An 18396-nucleotide genomic window follows, 5' to 3' on the forward strand; every position below is an offset into this window, starting at 1 on the left:
CTAACTATGTAATAATCAAATCAGTTTTAGTTATTAATTCATGGAAGCATAAATGGCTGAAGAAACAGAACTAAAAGTAGAGGAAGAGGGCTCAGGGAGTAAGAAGAAGCTAATCATCATTGTTGCCATTGTTGCCGTATTGGTGATCGGAGGTGTGGTTGGCTTTCTGTTAATGAGCGGCGGTGGGGATGAAGCACCAGCTGCAGCCACGCCTTCAGAAGAAGCCACGTCGAGCGTTACCCATAGTGCCTTATATGTTGGTATGCCTCGGCCATTTGTATTTAATATTGTCGGCGATAGTCGGGACCGTTTGGTACAGATCAAGGTGCAGTTATTAGTGAGAGGCACGGTCAACGAAGAGTTAGCGAAGCTACATATCCCATTGATTGAAGGCACCTTGTTGAATGTGTTTAGTTCCGCGTCGGTTGACGATTTGTCGACGCAACAAGGGAAAGATGCTTTGCGAGAGAATTCGCTCGTTGAAACACAAAAAGCATTAAAAGAAATTACTGGTAAAGTAGTGGTTGAGAAAATTCTCTTCACCGGTTTTGTGATGCAATAAAGGAATACCGTGAGCGATTTATTAAGCCAAGACGAAATTGATGCGCTGTTACATGGTGTCGATGACATAGAAGAGGACATTATTGAGCCAGAAATGTCTGGCAGTGTGGTTGAGTTTGACTTCTCTTCCCAAGATAGGATTGTGCGTGGTCGGATGCCAACGCTTGAGTTGGTGAATGAACGCTTTGCTCGACATATGCGGATTAGTTTATTTAACATGATGCGCCGCACCGCAGAGGTGTCGATTAATGGCGTACAAATGATTAAGTTTGGTGAATACGTCCATACCTTGTTTGTTCCTACGAGTTTGAATATGGTTCGTTTCCGTCCATTGAAGGGGACGGCCTTGATCACCATGGAAGCTCGCTTGGTGTTTATTTTAGTGGAAAACTTTTTTGGCGGTGATGGCCGTTATCATGCCAAAATTGAAGGTCGAGAATTTACACCCACCGAGCGCCGCATCATCCAGATGCTGCTGAAGTTAATTTTTGAAGATTATGTTGAAGCTTGGGCGCCAGTTATGGATGTGGGCTTTGATTATCTGGATTCTGAAGTGAATCCAGCGATGGCCAATATTGTTAGCCCTACCGAAGTGATCGTTGTCAGTTCATTTCATATTGAGTTAGATGGCGGTGGCGGAGATTTTCATATTGCCATGCCATACTCGATGTTGGAACCGATTCGTGAACTACTCGACGCGGGTGTGCAAAGTGACAAACAAGATACCGATCAACGCTGGAGTTCGGCGCTTAGAGACGAAATAATGGATGTTCCGGTTGGTTTACACACCAAGTTATTAGAGACCGATGTCACTTTACGACAGTTGATGCATTTAAAAGTGGGGGATGTTATTCCGGTCGTGATGCCCGAAACCGCAATGTTATTTGTAGAAGACTTACCAAGTTACCGAGTCAAAATTGGCCAAAGCAACGAGAAAATGGCACTGAAAATTGAAACTCAATTAAAACGTCCGGACACTGTGAAGAGTGATTTGGAATTGGTCGTCAGTAGCAGCCGTCGACTTACTAGCGATGATTGAGATAAATGAGGAAAAACAATGAGTGATCAAGATGATATGGCTGATGAGTGGGCAGCAGCAATGGCCGAAGCAGAGCCAGCTCCGTTAGAAGAGTTTGTCGATGAATCTAAGCCTATCTCAGAGGAAGAACAACGTAAACTCGATTCAATCATGGATATTCCGGTCACGATTTCCATGGAAGTTGGTCGTAGTAATATTAGTATTCGTAATTTGTTACAACTTAACCAAGGCTCGGTGGTTGAGCTGGATAGGGTGGCAGGCGAACCCCTCGATGTATTAGTGAATGGTACTTTAATCGCACATGGCGAAGTGGTGGTGGTAAATGATAAGTTTGGTATCCGTCTCACCGATGTGATTAGCCAAACCGAACGGATTAAAAAGCTCAAGTGATGCAATTGCGCAAATTAGCTTATTTATTGGCTTGTAGCATGGTATTACCTGTATATGCAGAGCAGACGACGGCAAGTACCTCTAACAGTCAGGTGGAATTGGTCTCTTGGCTGATGTCTTTTGCTTTGGTCTTGGTGACTATTTTTGTTTGTGCTTGGGTTTTAAAGAAAACCCGTTTGAGTCAATTTGCTGGCGGTCAAGCGAAGGTTGTCGCAAATTTGGCTCTGGGAACACGAGAGCGAGTAATGGTCGTGGAGATTGGCCAGCAACAATATCTGTTAGGGGTAACTGCACAATCAATTAACCTGTTGGATAAATTAGAACAACCTCTAGAGGTCAAGAATAATTCTGCCAACGGAAACTTCGCAAAACAGCTGCAAGGAATGTTATTTAAAAATGAAAAGTAAGTGGCTGTTATGGCTTTTGGGTATTGGTTTAGTTTTTAGCTTACCCAGTTACGCCCAGAATGGGATCCTGCCAGCGATTACTATGACGACCAGTCCCGATGGCGGGCAAGAGTATTCAGTCACACTACAAGTTTTAGCCTTAATGACTGCATTGTCATTTTTGCCAGCTTTGGTGATTATGATGACCTCTTTCACCCGTATCGTCGTGGTGATGTCTATCTTACGTCAAGCCATGGGGTTGCAGCAAAGCCCGTCGAATCAAGTCATCATTGGCATTGCGCTATTTTTGACTTTTTTCATTATGTCACCCGTGATTGATAAGGTGAATGAGAACGCGGTACAGCCCTATCTCAATGAGCAGCTAAGTTCAACCGAAGCTTTTGAGCAGGCCAAGCAGCCGCTGAAAGAGTTTATGTTGGCGCAAACGCGTTTGACTGATTTAGATACTTTTATCCGGATCTCAAAAATTGAAGTCGGCTCTCCTGAAGAAGTTCCGATGACGGTGCTTATACCAGCCTTTATTACTTCAGAACTGAAAACCGCTTTTCAAATTGGCTTTATGTTATTTATTCCTTTTTTGGTGATTGATTTGGTTGTCGCTAGTATTTTGATGGCGATGGGAATGATGATGTTATCGCCGATGATTGTATCCTTGCCTTTTAAGTTAATGTTGTTTGTATTAGTGGACGGTTGGAGCTTAGTGATGGGCACTCTCGCCAATAGCTTTGGTGTGTGATAGATAAGCAAGGAGTAAGGTAATGCAACCAGAAGTCTTTGTTGATGTATTCCGGATGGCACTTGGGCAGGTGGTTATTTTGGTTTCAGCGGCGATTATCCCTAGCTTATTAGTTGGTTTAGTGGTCTCTATTTTTCAAGCGGCAACCTCCATTAATGAACAAACCTTAAGTTTTCTGCCTCGCTTACTGGTTACTTTGGCATCGCTGATGTTTGCGGGTCATTGGTTTACAGAAAAGCTCATGGAATTATTTTTTACCATGGTTGATATGATCCCGCAGGTTGTTGGCTGATGGAATTTTCTGCCGAGTTGATCATGGCTTGGATTGGACAATATTTATGGGCCTTTACGCGTATTGCGGCGATGTTGATGGTGCTAGCCAGTTTTGGCGGAAAGACGGTCCCAACTCGAGTCCGGATATTGTTGGCTTTAGCGATTACTTTTGCTTTGGTACCAGTATTACCCGATGTGCAAGGTATAGAGTTATTCTCGTTACAATCTTTTATTGTGGTATTGCAGCAAATATTAATTGGGGTCGCGATAGGTTTTATTTCTCAATTACTGATGCAAACGTTTGTCGTGGGCGGACAAATTATTGCGATGCAAACCAGTTTGGGTTTTGCTTCTATGGTTGACCCCAATAATGGTCAGAGCACTCCGGTAGTGGGACAGTTTTATCTATTGCTGGCAACGTTATTGTTTTTGGCGATTGACGGTCATTTACAGTTAATTAGCTTAATTGCGATGAGTTTCGAAACGCTGCCGATCGGTATGCATGGTTTAAGTAGTATCGATTATCAGCAACTGGCCGGCTGGTATTCGCAACTATTTCTTGCAGCTTTAGCCTTGTCGATTTCTTCAGTTGTGGCAATGTTGTTGATCAACTTCTCTTTTGGCATCATGACTCGGGCTGCGCCGCAGTTGAATATTTTTAGTATTGGCTTTGCGGTAAGCATGCTATTTGGTTTATTTATTTTATGGTTAACCATTGGTGGCTTCCTGGCTCATTTTCAACGACAGTGGGAGGTAGGCCGAAGCATGGCATGTACCATGCTTCGTATTGGTTGTTGACCAATAAGGCTAAGATACGATGGCTGATGATGATCAAGAACGTACCGAAGAACCCACGGCGAAAAAGCTTGATGAAGCTCGTAACAAGGGGCAAATTGCTCGCTCTAAGGAGTTGGGTACTGCGGCAGTTTTGATTACGGCTGCAATCGCAATTATGGCTTTTGGTGGCATGCTAGCCGAGTCAATGGTGAAAGTCTTTGAAGTTGCTTTTACTCTGAGTCGTGAGCAAGTATTCGATGTTCACCTATTGTTTAAAAATATTGGCTCGATTGCTTGGCTGTTGTTTAAGCCGATGTTGTGGATCATGGGGTTTATTGCTTTGGCAGCCCTGCTCGGAAATACCTTATTAGGTGGTATATCGTTTAGCTGGGAAGCTGCGATGCCCAAGGCGAATAAGTTATCTCCCTTGCAAGGGTTTAAAAGAATGGTTGGCGTACAAGCTTTGGTAGAGTTTGTTAAAAGTGTTGCCAAAGTGATAGTGATAGCTGGTGTTGTTTGGATTGTATTACGCTGGAAATTTGCCGATATCTTGTCTTTAAGCCTACAGTCAATTCCGGGCTCTATTGTCAATGCTTTAGATATGTTGCAATGGATGTTGTTAGCGCTGGTTTGTAGTTTAATTATTATTGTTATCATTGATGTCCCTTACCAGATATGGAATCACAATAACCAGCTCAAAATGTCTAAGCAGGAAGTGAAAGACGAGCACAAAAATATGGAAGGAAGCCCTGAAGTTAAGGGGCGGATCCGTCGTTTGCAAATGGAAATGGCTGCTCGTCGTATGATGGCAGATGTGCCGCAAGCGGATGTGGTTGTCACCAACCCGACTCATTTTTCGGTTGCGCTTCAGTATGACAGCAAGGCGGGTGGGGCGCCGAAAGTGGTGGCTAAGGGTGTGGATGAGGTGGCGATGAAAATCAGAGAGATCGCTCGTCATTACGAAGTCCCTATTTTAGAAGCGCCAGCCTTAACGCGTTCTCTGTACCATACCACGAAGCTCGGTCAGGATATTCCTGATGGGCTATATGTCGCAGTGGCTCAAGTATTAGCCTTTGTGTTCCAGTTGGAACAGTATCGTAAAGGCCGAGGACAACGACCTAAACCTGTGGCTGATGATTTACCTATCCCCGACGAATTGCGATACTAAGTTCAATTCTATGATTTCTCTAGGTGTACCTTTGTTGTTGGCTTAGTTATTGCTTTTCTAGATTATCTCTTGCTCTACAGTCAGTATTTCGTCATTTATGGAAATCATTAATCGTCTCACTAGCTTGAAGCTTCAAGACTTCAAAAAGATAGATGCCAGTCTCATCAAAGGTTTTGGTACGCCAATGGTGGTATTGGCTACCCTTGGCATGGTGGTTCTGCCAATGGCGGCATGGCTACTGGATATCTTGTTTGCATTTAATATTTCCTTAGCCTTGGTGGTGCTTTTGGTTGCAGTCTATACCAAGCGACCCTTGGATTTTGCGGTATTTCCTACGGTGCTGCTGGTTGCCACTTTATTGCGTTTAGCCCTAAACGTTGCATCTACTCGAGTGGTCCTTTTGGAAGGACACAATGGCGGAAATGCTGCGGGTAATGTGATTGAAGCCTTTGGTTCGGTAGTGATTGGTGGAAACTATGCTGTCGGCTTGGTGGTCTTTCTTATCTTGATGATCATTAACTTTGTTGTGGTGACCAAAGGTGCGGGTCGGATTGCCGAGGTGAGCGCGCGTTTTACTTTGGATGCGATGCCGGGTAAGCAAATGGCGATTGATGCGGATCTTAATGCTGGCATTATCGACCAAGAGCAGGCACGTGTTCGTCGTAGTGAAGTGACTGGCGAAGCCGATTTTTATGGATCGATGGATGGCGCGAGTAAATTTGTAAAGGGCGATGCGATTGCTGGGATCCTGATTCTTTTTATTAATATTTTAGGTGGTTTCATTATTGGTGTGGCCCAACACGATCTGAGTTTTTCGCAAGCGGCAGAAGTTTACACTCTGTTAACCATCGGTGATGGTTTAGTCGCGCAAATTCCATCGTTACTACTATCTATCGCTGCTGCTCTGATCGTGACTCGTCAAAATACCGAAGCCGATATGGGCGAGCAAGTTAGCTTGCAGCTGTTTAAAGATCCACGGGTTATGATTATCTGTGGTTCTATTTTATTGGTGATGGGGATTGTTCCGGGAATGCCGCATTTGGCATTCTTAAGTTGTGCTGCGGTGTGTTTGGTGACCGCGTGGTTACGGCATAAAGCCGATGTTAAAAAAGCTGCAGATACAGCCTTACAGCCAGCCAGCTCTCATCCTCGTAATAGTAATGAGCCTAAAGAGTTGGGGTGGGATGATGTACAACCAGTTGATGTGATTGGTCTGGAAGTTGGTTATCGATTAATCCCGCTAGTTGATAAGACTCAAGGCGGAGAATTGCTTGCTCGGATTAAAGGTGTACGTAAAAAGTTATCTCAAGATTTAGGCTTTTTGGTGCCAGCGGTACATATTCGTGACAATCTGGATTTAGGTCCGAATCAATATCGAATTACCTTGATGGGGGTTACTTATGGTGAATCTGAAGTATTCCATGATCGAGAAATGGCGATAAATCCGGGCCAAGTATTTGGTAAAATTGAAGGCCAGCCAACCACCGATCCTGCATTTGGTTTAGAGGCGGCTTGGGTTGCAACCGAGCAGCGTGAACACGCCCAAACCCTTGGCTATACGGTTGTTGATTCGGCGACAGTGGTTGCCACCCACCTTAGTCAATTGTTAACCAATAATGCAGCTAATTTATTGGGACATGAAGAAGTACAAAATTTGTTAGACATGTTAGGGAATAGTTTACCTAAGCTTGTTGAAGGTTTAATCCCAGATACCCTGAACTTATCTACTGTTGTTAAAGTGCTGCAAAATTTACTGAGTGAAGGGGTGCCAATTAGGGATGTACGGAGTATCGTTCAGACCTTGGTGGAATACGGACCGAAGAGCCAGGATGCCGATATTCTGACCGCAGCTTGTCGTATTTCTTTAAAACGTTTAATCGTTCAAGAGCTAATTGGTAGTGAAGCAGAGTTACCGGTCATTACTTTGTCACCAGACTTGGAGCAAATATTGCATCAATCTATGCAGGCAGGTGGTAACGATGGTGCAGGAATGGAACCAGGTTTGGCCGAAAAACTGCAAGTATCTTTAACTGAAGCATGCCAAAATCAAGAATTAGCAGGCCAACCAGCGATATTATTGACATCCGGTATATTGCGTTCGAGTATGTCGAGGTTCGTTAAAACAGCAATGCCTGCATTACGTGTACTGTCGTATCAAGAAGTGCCGGAAGATAAACAAATACGTATTGTGAGTTCAGTTGGGCAATAGGTCCAATGGGTAAGCAAAAGGAAGGTGACCAGTGAAAATGAAACGCTTTTTTGCAAAAGACATGCGGACCGCGTTAGCCGAGGTGAAAGAGACTCTTGGTAGTGATGCCGTGATCATGTCCAACAAAAAGGTGACCGGAGGCATAGAGATTGTTGCTGCGGTGGAGCCTTCCAAGACTAATGCTAAGGGAGAAAACTCATCACGAGAGTTAGCCGATGATAGCGTCAATTTATCGTCCGTCAAACCTAAGCACAGTTCTAAAACGTCAACAAACCAACAGCTTGGTCATGATTTTGACGAAAATGCGAGCCTCAAAGATAATTTGACTAATTTTATGCAGCGCCATCAAAAGCGTCAGCAAGAAAATTTGCAACAATCCAGCTTAAATAAATCGCAACGGCCTCGAACCGTTCAGGCTCCTCGCTCCTTGGCTCAGCAGCAAGGGTGGATACAGCAAGGTTCAGCAGCCAAACCTGCGGCAAGCCGTATTGCAACGCCAAGCGCAGAGGCGAATCACAGTGAAGTGGGTGAATTAAAGAAAGAAATGGCGGCGATGCGAAAGTTGTTGGAACATCAAGTGTCGGGATTAATGTGGCAGGAAGTTGAGCGGCAAGAGCCTGTTCGAGCGATGTTAATCAAACAGTTACAGTTGGTTGGTTTTGATGAGGATATGGCCGATCAGGTGGCTGGTTATATCCCCGAAGAGCTAGGCGTACAAGAAGGCTGGCAGCATTTACGGGAATTACTGGCAAATCAGCTCCCTGTCGGCCAAGATGAAATATTGTTAAAAGGTGGAGCGGTTGCCTTATTGGGCCCGACGGGGGTCGGTAAAACAACCACTATCGCCAAATTAGCTGCGCAGTTTGCTATGCGCCATGGCCCCGATAGCGTGGCGATGATTACCACAGATACTTATCGTATTGGTGCTCATGAGCAACTGGCAACTTATGGTAAAATTATGGGCTGTGCAGTTCGAGTGGCGAATGATGAAGCTGAGTTGTCCCAGCTTTTATACCAGTTTAAAGATAAAAAGTTAGTCTTAATCGATACCGCTGGTATGAGCCAAAGAGATATCCGTCTACATGAACAATTAGACAAGTTAGTCAAAAATAGCCAAGTTAATATCCGTAATTATTTGGTGATGTCAGCCAATGCTCAGCGACGGGTAATTGAAGAAACTGTAAATCAATTTAAGCGAATTCCTTTGGCTGGTACCATACTTACTAAATTAGATGAAAGTTTAGCGTTAGGTGAAGTGTTAAATGTAACCTTGCGTCATGCTATACCAATCAGTTACGTTACTCATGGTCAGCAAGTACCAGAAGATATTGCAGTGGCGGTGCCTAGCGAATTAGTTGAGCAAGCTTTGTCGGTGATAGATAAGCATTCTCAGCAACACTTTTGGTTTAGTGAAACCGAACAACAGAAGGTTTCGGATGTATTCTAAACATAATGATTTTGATCAAGCTAGCGGCTTACGAATGATGCAACAAAAAAATAATGTGAAAGTAATCGCAGTGACTGGTGGAAAGGGTGGGGTTGGTAAAACCAACGTGACGCTTAACATGGGAATTGCAATGGCGGGTCAAGGCAAGCGAGTCATGGTCCTTGATGCGGACTTAGGTTTGGCGAATGTTGATGTGCTACTTGGGCTGCGCGTGACTAAAAATCTGTCGCATGTGCTATCGGGAGAGTGCACTCTTGACGAAGTATTAGTTGAGGGACCAAATGGGATTCTGATTGCGCCAGCAACTTCAGGAACTCAATCCATGGTTGAATTAAGCCCTGCGGAACATGCAGGTTTAATTCGCGCTTTTAGTAGTATGAAAACACCGATAGATGTTTTGCTGGTTGATACCGCAGCGGGCATCTCTGATATGGTGTTGAGTTTTGCAAAAGCGTCGCAAGATATTTTAGTCGTCGTGTGTGACGAACCAACGTCAATTACCGATGCTTATGCCCTGATTAAACTACTCTCTAATAATCATGGGGTGTATAAATTTAAAGTAGTTGCCAATATGGTTCGTAGTTTAAGAGAAGGTCAGGAGTTATTTACCAAGCTGACTCGGGTGACGGAACGATTTTTAGATGCCACTCTCGAGTTAGTGTCTTGTATTCCCTATGATAACAATGTCCGATTGGCCGTTCGCAAACAACGTGTTGTGGTTGAAGCCTATCCTAAGTCACCAGCGTCTCTGGCATTTCGTTCTTTAGCCAGCAAAGCGGCTACTTGGCCGATACCTGAGCAAGCGGGAGGACATTTAGAATTTTTCATCGAGAATCTTCTCGAATTTGGACAACGCAAGAATAGAGAGCAGCTTAGTGAATAAAGTTGCCGCCTACGCCAATACCAGCGTTAACGACACTAATGCGTTAGTGGAGCGTCACGCCATTTTGGTTAAACGGATTGCCCATCACTTAATGGCTAGGTTACCGGCTAGTGTTATTGTGGATGATTTAATCCAATCTGGAATGATCGGGCTGATAGAAGCCGCTCGTAATTTTGATGGCTCTAAAGGTGCTAGCTTTGAAACCTATGCAGGGATCCGAATTCGCGGCGCGATGCTTGATGAAATACGCCGTGGCGATTGGGTTCCGCGTTCTGTACATAAAAATAGTCGCGCGATTAGTGACGCTATAGCTGCTGTTGAAAGAGAAAAAAATGGTGACGCTAAAGACGCTGAAGTTGCTGAAAAACTCGGGGTTTCTCTTCGCGAATACCATACGATGCTAGCGGATGTTAATTGCGGGCGAATTTTAGGCATTGAGGACCTTGGGGTAAACGAGGATGTCATTTCTAACGAAGAAAGTCGCGAGCAAAATCGTCCTTTCGAAGGTTTTGCAAATCAACGATTTCAACAATCTTTGGCGGAGTGCATCAAAGGGCTACCTGAACGAGAAGCCTTAGTATTATCGCTTTATTACGATGAAGAGCTTAATCTTAAAGAAATTGGTGAAGTATTAAGCGTTAGTGAGTCGAGAGTGAGTCAAATTCATAGTCAAGCGCTTGCCAGAGTGAAAACTCGAATGCGAGATTGGACACAATAGAGAAATTCATCCTTACAAAACTTATAAAAGATGGACTAAAATTGTGTTTATTAAGGCATAATAATGTATTACATAAATTTGTGACCCGTTTGTGGGCTAGTAAAACATCCAGCTGGGGGACGTACCTTGGATAAAAATATGAAAATTCTGGTTGTTGATGATTTTTCAACAATGAGAAGGATTATTAAGAACTTGTTGAGAGATTTAGGTTTCAACAATACACATGAGGCCGATGACGGTAACACCGCGCTACCAATGCTTAAGGGTGGCGATTTTGAGTTTGTAGTGACTGATTGGAATATGCCTGGTATGGAAGGTATCGATTTGTTGAAAAACATTCGTGCCGATGAGAGTTTAGCTCACCTGCCTGTATTGATGGTCACCGCGGAAGCGAAACGTGAACAGATTATTGAAGCCGCACAAGCCGGAGTAAATGGTTATATTGTAAAACCTTTTACAGCAGCTACTTTAAAAGAGAAGCTCGATAAGATTTTCGAAAGATTACAATAAAAGGAAGACGCGTGAGCACCGATACTCCGATTATTTCATTAGCGGATGCGCAACAACTGGTGATGCTACTTGAAATGGGAAAGGTCGCCGAGGCGAACCAACTAGTCAGTGAGCTATGTGCTCCAAAAGCTAACTTGCTGTTTGATAAAGTTGGCCAGCTCACTCGTCAACTTCACGATTCATTAAATGATTTCAAATTGGATATTCGGATCAATGAACTCGCGAACCAAGAAATCCCCGATGCCAAAGAACGTTTAAATTATGTCATCGAAATGACCGATCAAGCTGCTAATAAAACGATGGATGCAGTCGAGTCGGGTTTGCCGATTGCTGATAAATTAACCAATGATATCAATGATATTATGCCTGTATGGCAAAATTTGATGGATCGGAAAATTGAGTTAGGCCAATTTAAAGCGCTGTGTCACCAAATCGATATTTTTCTGACTAGTTCTTCATCTGATGCCGATAAACTACGTAACATGCTTACTGAAATTTTAATGGCACAGGATTTTCAGGATCTTACCGGGCAAATGATTCGAAAGGTGATCACTTTAGTTCAGGAGGTTGAAGAGAATTTAGTTGAGATGCTCACCTTGTTTGGCACTGACATGGTGGATGTCGCTCCTGGTCAAGATGATAAAAAATCGGGTGTTGAAGCAGAAGGCCCTATAATTAATAAAGAACAAAGGGATGACGTTGTTAACGATCAAGACGATGTTGATGACTTGTTGTCTAGTTTAGGATTTTAAGGGAGTAGCGCATGTCGTTTGATGTAGATGAAGACATCTTACAAGACTTTCTGGTAGAAGCGGCAGAGATCCTAGAGCAGCTTTCTGAACAGCTTGTTGATCTAGAAAAACGTCCTGATGATAGTAACTTATTGAATGCTATATTTAGGGGTTTTCATACCGTTAAAGGTGGTGCTGGTTTCTTATCATTAACTGAACTCGTTGACGTTTGTCATGGTGCGGAAAATGTGTTTGACACATTACGTAACGGTGGCCGCGGGGTGTCATCAGAGTTAATGGATGTCATACTTGAAGCACTTGATTCCGTGAATGATATGTTTGCTAAGGTGCAAGCAAGAGAACCTTTAACACCAGCTTCGCCAGAGCTTATTGAGCGATTGCATCAATTATCTCGGCCTGCTTCAGAAGATCAGGTGGTGGTTGAGCCGGAATCTGAGCCCGAGCCCGAGCAAATTCCAGAGAGTAAATCAGCTACTGGCACTGGTATTGATGATATTTCTGATGACGAATTTGAAAGCTTACTCGATGAGTTGCATGGCTCTGGTGCTCCAAAAGCGGCTTCTCAAGCGAGTCCGGTAAGTGCTGCAGCCCCTAGCGAAACTGCGAGTGGTGGCGATATTTCTGATGATGAGTTTGAAAAGCTACTCGACGAGCTACATGGCTCTAAAGCACCAAGTGCTAAACCTGCCGCTGTTACGCCAGTGGAAACGGCGACGAACAGTGACGAAATTGGCGATGATGAATTCGAAAAGTTATTAGATCAGCTGCATGGTGCCGGTAAAGCGCCTGAGGTTAAGGCGGCAGCCAAGCCCGAAGTCACCCCGAAGGTCGAGCCGAAGAAAGTTGCACCAACAAAAGTTGCAGCTACTCCGAAAGCTGCTGCTCCAGCCAAGTCTGAGCCGGCAAAAGCAGCGCCCAAACAAGCCCCTCAGGGGGAAACGACGGTTCGCGTCGATACCCGTACTCTCGACGAAATCATGAATATGGTTGGGGAATTAGTTTTAGTCCGTAATCGTTTGGTTAGTCTTGGTTTAACCAGTAATGATGAGGATATGGCTAAGGCGACCTCTAACCTTGACGTTGTGACCGCTGATTTACAGGGTGCAGTGATGAAAACTCGAATGCAGCCTATTAAGAAGGTGTTCGGTCGTTTTCCTCGAGTCGTTCGTGATTTAGCTCGTAGTTTGAAGAAAGATATTAACTTGGAATTGGTCGGTGAAGATACCGATTTAGACAAAAACCTAGTGGAAGCGTTAGCCGATCCACTGGTGCATTTAGTGCGAAACTCGGTTGATCACGGCATTGAAATGCCAGACCAACGTGAAGCGGCAGGAAAACCGCGTACTGGTGTCATTCGTTTGTCAGCCTCGCAAGAGGGTGATCATATCTTGCTGATGATCGAAGATGACGGCGCGGGGATGAATGCAGATAAGCTTAAATCTATCGCTATAGAGCGCGGTGTTTTAGATGCCGATGCGGCGGCAAGAATGCCAGACAAAGATGCTTATAGTTTGATTTTTGCACCAGGTTTTTCGACAAAAACTGAGATTTCTGATATTTCGGGGCGTGGTGTTGGCATGGATGTGGTCAAAACCAGTATCACCCAGCTGAACGGTTCTGTGGATATTGATTCTAAGCTTGGAGGCGGTACTACTTTACAAATCAAAGTACCATTAACGTTAGCTATTCTACCCACTTTGATGGTTGATGTAGGTAAACAGACTTTTGCTTTACCACTCACCAGTGTAAATGAAATCTTTCATCTGGATTTAACCAAAACCAATGTTGTTGACGGTCAGGAAACCGTTATTGTCCGTAATAAAGCTATACCTCTATTTTATTTGCAAGATTGGTTGATCCGTAATAGTCAATCTGGACAGAGAAGTTCTCAAGGACATGTGGTTATCGTACAGATAGGCCAACAACAGGTGGGATTTGTCGTTGACAACCTCATTGGGCAGGAAGAAGTTGTGATAAAAGCGCTTGACCAGTTATTGCAAGGTACCCCTGGAATGGCCGGGGCGACGATTACCAGTGATGGTCGTATCGCACTCATACTCGATATTCCTAGTTTACTAAAACGCTACGCTCGTAAGTTATAACGCCGAGCACAGCCCTTAAAAAGAATTGAGTATGGCAATAAAAGTATTAGTTGTTGATGATTCTAGTTTTTTCAGACGTCGAGTCAGCGAGATTATTAACGCTGACCCAAGCCTTGAGGTGATAGGTGCAGCTAAGAATGGCCGCGAGGCCATTGAAATGGTTGCAAGTTTAAAACCTGACGTGATTACCATGGATATTGAAATGCCAGTTATGGATGGCATTACGGCTGTAAAAGAAATTATGGCCAAACATCCCACGCCAGTGCTGATGTTTTCATCGTTAACCCACGATGGTGCTAAAGCGACCTTAGATGCTCTAGATGCTGGTGCACTTGATTTTATCCCCAAAAAATTTGAAGACATTGCTCGTGATCGTGAAGAAGCCGTCAGCTTGTTACAACAACGAGTAAAGGCCATTGCCAGACGCCGAGTGATAGCGCGTCGAGCGCCATCGAGTCTGACTCCCCGAGCCGACAAACCTTTGACGCCAAGCGCCCGGACGCCACTAAGGCCGACGACCGCGGCAAGCAGCCAACCTTCGGTAGAGCGCAAGGTTCGTACGTCTGGTGTGTTTAAACCTTCAGGAAAACGCTATAAATTAGTCGCGATAGGGACCTCTACCGGTGGTCCGGTGGCTTTGCAAACAATTTTAACGCAGTTGCCGGCTGGGTTTCCTAAGCCCATTTTATTAGTTCAGCATATGCCAGCTACATTTACAGCTGCATTTGCTCAACGCTTAAATACACTGTCACGGGTTAATGTGAAGCAGGCCGAGGATGGAGATGAATTGCGACCGGGTTGTGCTTATCTCGCACCCGGTGGCAAACAGATGTTAGTTGAGCCTCGCGGTCAGTATGGTCGCTTACGAATTATTGATGGCAATGACAAAGTCAACTATAAACCTTGTGTCGATATTACTTTTGCTTCTTTGGCGAAAAGTCATCAGGGCGACGTTTTAGCCATGATTTTGACTGGTATGGGGGCTGATGGGCGAGATGGTTGCCGTTTATTGAAAGATAAAGGCTCAACGATCTGGGCTCAGGATGAAGCCAGTTGTGTTGTTTATGGTATGCCACAGGCCGTCGCAAGTGCTGGACTCGCCTCCAATCAAATGCCTCTCGATCGTTTTTCTGAAGCGATAGTTATGGAAATTGGTAATGGATAAACTTAGCATCTTTGGCGTTATTTTAGCGTTCTCAGCTGTTGGGTTTGGTCATGTTTTTGCTGGTGGGTCGTTAGACGATTTAGTCAATGTACATGCATTAACAATTGTATTGGGGGGGACTATCGGCGCGGTGATGTTACAAACGCCGAGCAAACAATTTGTGCAAGCTCTGAAAGTGATACCGAAGGTTTGGTTTCAGTCGCAAGATAATGTACAGAACCAAATTCAATTGATATTGAATTGGTCTCATATTGTTCGTAAAGATGGTTATTTGGGCCTAGAACAACAGCAAAAACATGCAGATTCGTTTACTTTACGCGGTTTACAAATGCTGATAGACGGTGCCGAAGCTCAACAATTACAACAATCCTTAGAAGATGTCATCGACTTAGAACAAAGTCGTTTGGAACGTCAGGCGGGGGTGTTTGAAGCCATGGGGGGGTACTGCCCTACGGTGGGTATTATCGGTGCAGTACTTGGTTTGATTCAGGCTATGGATTTTTTAAGCAGTCCTGAGTTACTTGGAAAGGGAATTGCGGTTGCATTTGTCGCGACCATTTATGGTGTTGGTTTCGCCAATTTTATTTTCTTGCCTTTTGCCAATAAACTTCGCTCGCAAGCGGGGGATCGCGCTATTTATCAGGAAATGACTTTAGCTGGATTGGTTTCAATCGCTGAAGGTGCCAGTAGTATTGAAGTAAAGCGTCGCTTACATAGCTTCGTTGTGGATATCGACTAGTATGCGTCATCGCTATGCTGCAGCTGCTAAGCGAAATGCAAACACAGAGCGTTGGTTAGTCTCCTACGCTGATTATATGACATTGATGTTTGCGTTGTTTGTAGTACTTTACGCGATGGCGATTACCAATGAAAAAGATTACCCCGAATTGCAACAACGCTTACAACAGGCGATTGCCTTATTTGAAGTTTCTGATGGGCAAGCTGAACGGAATGAAACGGTCTCGTCAACGGAATTGCTGATGGAATATGGTCACTCGATTTTGGATGGTCAAGTTATCATGCCTAACGTGCCGCCAACGACTTCAAACTCAGTTGCTCAGTCTAATCTAACCGAACTCGCAAGCCAATTGGCTATTGAACTTAAAGATATTTTCAAAACTGACGACATAGTAATAAATAGTGATGAAGACTGGCTAACCATTGAGTTAGATAGTCGACTTTTTTTTGCTAGTGGTAGTGCTTACTTGCTTAAGCCTGCTGAACAGTTGGTTTTACGTTTGTCCGAAAAGCTTAAAATGGTCGATAATTATATACGAGTGCGTGGTTATACCGACGAGCAAAGTATTGATAGTGAACTCTATCCAAGCAATTGGGAGTTGTCAGCCGCTCGGGCCACAAGAGTTGTTCGGGAATTGCAGTCAGATGGGATTCAACCGCAGCGAATGGCTATCGAAGCCTACGCTCAATATGCCCCGTTATCCGTGAACGGAAAACTGCAAAGCGATAAACAAAATCGAAGGGTGGTCATTGCACTCTCTAAATACATTTGGGACTCTTCAATTGCCCAATCGTCAGTTGTCGAACAAGCGCCAGCGGGAGATGAGCAGAAAGTTGTTAAGCCAGATAGTGAGACAATGTTAGCGGTGCCATTGGAAGGTGGTGGGGTGCGATTTACGACAAGGCAGGAAGAATAGGTGAAAGTTTGGACGGTTGCTAATCAAAAAGGCGGTGTCGGTAAAACTACAACGGTGATATCTCTGGCTGGTCTACTAGCGCAACAAGGAAAACGTGTCCTATTACTCGACACTGATCCCCATGCGTCGCTCACCAGTTATTTGGGATTTGATGTTGATAGTGTTCAGGGCACTCTTTATGAACTTTATCAAAACAGTCAACTCGATGATGCGATGGTGACTCATAGTATTCAAGCGACTTCGTTTGATAATTTAGATTTAATTCCTGCAAGTATGGCTTTAGCTACTTTGGATAAAGTGTTGGGGCAGCGTGAGGGAATGGGCTTGATTTTAAAGCGCATTTTGGCGCGTATTGAACATAAGTATGATTATGTGTTAGTTGATTGCCCACCAGTTCTGGGGGTGATGATGGTTAATGCTTTAGCTGCGAGTGAGCGAGTATTAGTGCCTGTTCAAACAGAGTTTTTAGCCATTAAAGGTTTGGAGCGCATGGTTAAAACCTTGAGTATTATGCAACGCTCTTGTCCTAACCGCTTACGCTATACAGTTGTTCCAACGATGTATGACAAGCGAACTCGTGCTTCATTAGCGGCCTTAAAGGAACTACAAGAAACTTATCCGAACAACATTTGGAATTCAGTGATACCCATCGACACCAAATTTAGAGATGCTAGCCTACGGCATGCGCCACCTTCCTATCATATAAAAAATTGCCGCGGGGTATTTGCTTATCAAACCTTACTCGCTCATCTTCTGCAGATGACCGATGAGCAGGGGCTATTATGAATAGCGATACCTTGATGGAGCAGGCTTTAGGGAGTTATTTTGATTCTTTATTGAAAGAACCTGAAAGTGTGCCTCTCAGCCCTGTTAGTGAAACCTTGAATCAGTCTTCGTTTGCCCCTGAACCTCAAGTGAAGCCGCTTGCGACTTTGTTCGCAGAAGCCGAGCAACGAGTTGCCGCTGTTGCGGAGGCTAAGCCGGTATTACTCCCTATTAAAGAGTTACCAGAACAGCCTGCACCAAAAGTTGAACCCGAGCATATAGCGCCTGCTGATGAGTCTTTGCCAGCAACGAGTATTCAAGTAGAAGAGCAGCTTGTTGAAGCGCCTTTACCGGAAGAATGGCACAATATCGAAACCGATAATGAGTTTCAGGTTCTATTTTTTGAAGTTGCAGGCGTTACTTTTGGAGTGCCCTTGACTGAGTTGGGCGGAATTCATCGTATTAGTGAAGTTAGCCCACTCTTTGGTAAGCCAGATTGGTTCGCTGGCATTATGATCGAGCGTGAACAAAAGTTAACGGTTGTCGATACCGCTAAGTGGGTGATGCCGAATCAGCCTTTTGAACCTGACTATAAATACCTGGTTATGCTTGGTGAAAGTAGTTGGGGTTTGAGCTGCGAGAAGCTATTTGGTACCGAGCGGTTGAATAAAGATGATGTAAAGTGGCGTGTTGATCCCGGTAAACGTCGTTGGTTAGCGGGAATGGTCAAACAAAGGATGTGTGCTTTATTGCATGTTGAAGAGCTACAACGAATGCTTTCTCAGGGGGTAAATATAGATGGATGTTAGAACTGTGAGGTAGAGCGAGCTCTGTTTAAT

Annotated in this window: 20 protein-coding genes; all 20 read left to right on the forward strand. The window is 44.3% G+C overall.

The annotated features are described in order from the left end of the window. Positions 1-52: 52 nt before the first annotated feature. Complete coding sequence (gene fliL, locus ACRRS1_RS08405) at positions 53-562, forward strand: flagellar basal body-associated protein FliL (protein WP_432453618.1); 510 nt, start codon at positions 53-55, stop codon at positions 560-562. Positions 563-571: 9 nt separating this feature from the next. Beyond that, positions 572-1600, forward strand: a complete 1029-nt coding sequence (gene fliM / locus ACRRS1_RS08410; protein ID WP_432453617.1) for a flagellar motor switch protein FliM — start codon at positions 572-574, stop codon at positions 1598-1600. 18 nt (positions 1601-1618) lie between these two features. Beyond that, positions 1619-1990, forward strand: coding sequence for a flagellar motor switch protein FliN (gene fliN / locus ACRRS1_RS08415; RefSeq protein ID WP_432453616.1), 372 nt, complete (start codon positions 1619-1621; stop codon positions 1988-1990). Continuing rightward, the gene (fliO, locus tag ACRRS1_RS08420) at positions 1990-2397 is read left to right on the forward strand and encodes a flagellar biosynthetic protein FliO (RefSeq protein ID WP_432453615.1); all 408 of its coding nucleotides are present in this window, start codon (positions 1990-1992) and stop codon (positions 2395-2397) included. The genes fliN and fliO overlap by 1 nt, the downstream gene beginning before the upstream one ends. Further along, the gene (gene fliP, locus ACRRS1_RS08425; protein ID WP_432453614.1) at positions 2387-3133 is read left to right on the forward strand and encodes a flagellar type III secretion system pore protein FliP; all 747 of its coding nucleotides are present in this window, start codon (positions 2387-2389) and stop codon (positions 3131-3133) included. Before fliO ends, fliP begins: the two co-directional genes overlap by 11 nt. 22 nt (positions 3134-3155) lie before the next feature. Continuing rightward, positions 3156-3425: a flagellar biosynthesis protein FliQ gene (gene fliQ, locus ACRRS1_RS08430; RefSeq protein WP_432453613.1), complete on the forward strand. Its 270-nt coding sequence runs from the start codon at positions 3156-3158 to the stop codon at positions 3423-3425. Further along, positions 3425-4204, forward strand: coding sequence for a flagellar biosynthetic protein FliR (gene fliR, locus ACRRS1_RS08435; RefSeq protein WP_432453612.1), 780 nt, complete (start codon positions 3425-3427; stop codon positions 4202-4204). Before fliQ ends, fliR begins: the two co-directional genes overlap by 1 nt. A 19-nt stretch (positions 4205-4223) precedes the next feature. Beyond that, complete coding sequence (gene flhB, locus ACRRS1_RS08440; RefSeq protein WP_432453611.1) at positions 4224-5351, forward strand: flagellar biosynthesis protein FlhB; 1128 nt, start codon at positions 4224-4226, stop codon at positions 5349-5351. A gap of 97 nt (positions 5352-5448) precedes the next feature. Beyond that, on the forward strand, positions 5449-7560 hold the full coding sequence (gene flhA, locus ACRRS1_RS08445) for a flagellar biosynthesis protein FlhA (RefSeq protein ID WP_432468022.1): 2112 nt from the start codon (positions 5449-5451) through the stop codon (positions 7558-7560). A 37-nt stretch (positions 7561-7597) separates the two neighbouring features. Continuing rightward, the gene (flhF, locus tag ACRRS1_RS08450; protein WP_432453609.1) at positions 7598-9007 is read left to right on the forward strand and encodes a flagellar biosynthesis protein FlhF; all 1410 of its coding nucleotides are present in this window, start codon (positions 7598-7600) and stop codon (positions 9005-9007) included. Then, entirely contained in the window at positions 8997-9890 is an 894-nt protein-coding gene (locus tag ACRRS1_RS08455) for a MinD/ParA family protein (protein WP_432453608.1), read from the forward strand. Before flhF ends, ACRRS1_RS08455 begins: the two co-directional genes overlap by 11 nt. Then, positions 9883-10608 (forward strand): RNA polymerase sigma factor FliA, encoded by a 726-nt coding sequence (locus tag ACRRS1_RS08460; RefSeq protein ID WP_432453607.1) that lies wholly within the window; start codon positions 9883-9885, stop codon positions 10606-10608. The genes ACRRS1_RS08455 and ACRRS1_RS08460 overlap by 8 nt, the downstream gene beginning before the upstream one ends. Before the next feature lie 126 nt (positions 10609-10734). Then, entirely contained in the window at positions 10735-11118 is a 384-nt protein-coding gene (cheY, locus tag ACRRS1_RS08465) for a chemotaxis response regulator CheY (RefSeq protein WP_055734955.1), read from the forward strand. An 11-nt stretch (positions 11119-11129) separates the two neighbouring features. After that, positions 11130-11870 (forward strand): protein phosphatase CheZ, encoded by a 741-nt coding sequence (locus ACRRS1_RS08470; RefSeq protein WP_432453606.1) that lies wholly within the window; start codon positions 11130-11132, stop codon positions 11868-11870. Between the two features lie 11 nt (positions 11871-11881). Continuing rightward, on the forward strand, positions 11882-13972 hold the full coding sequence (locus ACRRS1_RS08475) for a chemotaxis protein CheW (protein WP_432468021.1): 2091 nt from the start codon (positions 11882-11884) through the stop codon (positions 13970-13972). Positions 13973-14003: 31 nt separating this feature from the next. Next, positions 14004-15137 carry a protein-glutamate methylesterase/protein-glutamine glutaminase gene (locus ACRRS1_RS08480; RefSeq protein ID WP_432453604.1) on the forward strand — a complete coding sequence of 378 codons (1134 nt, stop codon included), beginning with the start codon at positions 14004-14006 and terminating at the stop codon, positions 15135-15137. Further along, positions 15130-15876, forward strand: a complete 747-nt coding sequence (locus tag ACRRS1_RS08485; RefSeq protein WP_432453603.1) for a flagellar motor protein — start codon at positions 15130-15132, stop codon at positions 15874-15876. Before ACRRS1_RS08480 ends, ACRRS1_RS08485 begins: the two co-directional genes overlap by 8 nt. Before the next feature lies 1 nt (position 15877). Continuing rightward, positions 15878-16792 (forward strand): flagellar motor protein MotB, encoded by a 915-nt coding sequence (locus ACRRS1_RS08490; protein WP_432459123.1) that lies wholly within the window; start codon positions 15878-15880, stop codon positions 16790-16792. After that, on the forward strand, positions 16793-17578 hold the full coding sequence (locus tag ACRRS1_RS08495; protein WP_432453601.1) for a ParA family protein: 786 nt from the start codon (positions 16793-16795) through the stop codon (positions 17576-17578). Next, positions 17575-18366, forward strand: coding sequence for a chemotaxis protein CheW (locus tag ACRRS1_RS08500; RefSeq protein WP_432453600.1), 792 nt, complete (start codon positions 17575-17577; stop codon positions 18364-18366). Before ACRRS1_RS08495 ends, ACRRS1_RS08500 begins: the two co-directional genes overlap by 4 nt. Positions 18367-18396: the final 30 nt, after the last annotated feature.

This window comes from Agarivorans sp. Z349TD_8 (genome assembly GCF_050870825.2).
Lineage (GTDB): Bacteria > Pseudomonadota > Gammaproteobacteria > Enterobacterales > Celerinatantimonadaceae > Agarivorans.

Excerpts from the sequence above, each read along its gene's own strand:
- fliL (WP_432453618.1), top strand. The coding sequence starts at position 53 with ATGGCTGAAGAAACAGAACTAAAAGTAGAGGAAGAGGGCTCAGGGAGT.
- fliN (WP_432453616.1), top strand. The coding sequence starts at position 1,619 with ATGAGTGATCAAGATGATATGGCTGATGAGTGGGCAGCAGCAATGGCC.
- fliO (WP_432453615.1), top strand. The coding sequence starts at position 1,990 with ATGCAATTGCGCAAATTAGCTTATTTATTGGCTTGTAGCATGGTATTA.
- fliP (WP_432453614.1), top strand. The coding sequence starts at position 2,387 with ATGAAAAGTAAGTGGCTGTTATGGCTTTTGGGTATTGGTTTAGTTTTT.
- fliQ (WP_432453613.1), top strand. The coding sequence starts at position 3,156 with ATGCAACCAGAAGTCTTTGTTGATGTATTCCGGATGGCACTTGGGCAG.
- fliR (WP_432453612.1), top strand. The coding sequence starts at position 3,425 with ATGGAATTTTCTGCCGAGTTGATCATGGCTTGGATTGGACAATATTTA.
- flhB (WP_432453611.1), top strand. The coding sequence starts at position 4,224 with ATGGCTGATGATGATCAAGAACGTACCGAAGAACCCACGGCGAAAAAG.
- flhA (WP_432468022.1), top strand. The coding sequence starts at position 5,449 with ATGGAAATCATTAATCGTCTCACTAGCTTGAAGCTTCAAGACTTCAAA.
- flhF (WP_432453609.1), top strand. The coding sequence starts at position 7,598 with ATGAAACGCTTTTTTGCAAAAGACATGCGGACCGCGTTAGCCGAGGTG.
- ACRRS1_RS08455 (WP_432453608.1), top strand. The coding sequence starts at position 8,997 with ATGTATTCTAAACATAATGATTTTGATCAAGCTAGCGGCTTACGAATG.
- ACRRS1_RS08475 (WP_432468021.1), top strand. The coding sequence starts at position 11,882 with ATGTCGTTTGATGTAGATGAAGACATCTTACAAGACTTTCTGGTAGAA.
- ACRRS1_RS08480 (WP_432453604.1), top strand. The coding sequence starts at position 14,004 with ATGGCAATAAAAGTATTAGTTGTTGATGATTCTAGTTTTTTCAGACGT.
- ACRRS1_RS08485 (WP_432453603.1), top strand. The coding sequence starts at position 15,130 with ATGGATAAACTTAGCATCTTTGGCGTTATTTTAGCGTTCTCAGCTGTT.
- ACRRS1_RS08490 (WP_432459123.1), top strand. The coding sequence starts at position 15,878 with ATGCGTCATCGCTATGCTGCAGCTGCTAAGCGAAATGCAAACACAGAG.
- ACRRS1_RS08500 (WP_432453600.1), top strand. The coding sequence starts at position 17,575 with ATGAATAGCGATACCTTGATGGAGCAGGCTTTAGGGAGTTATTTTGAT.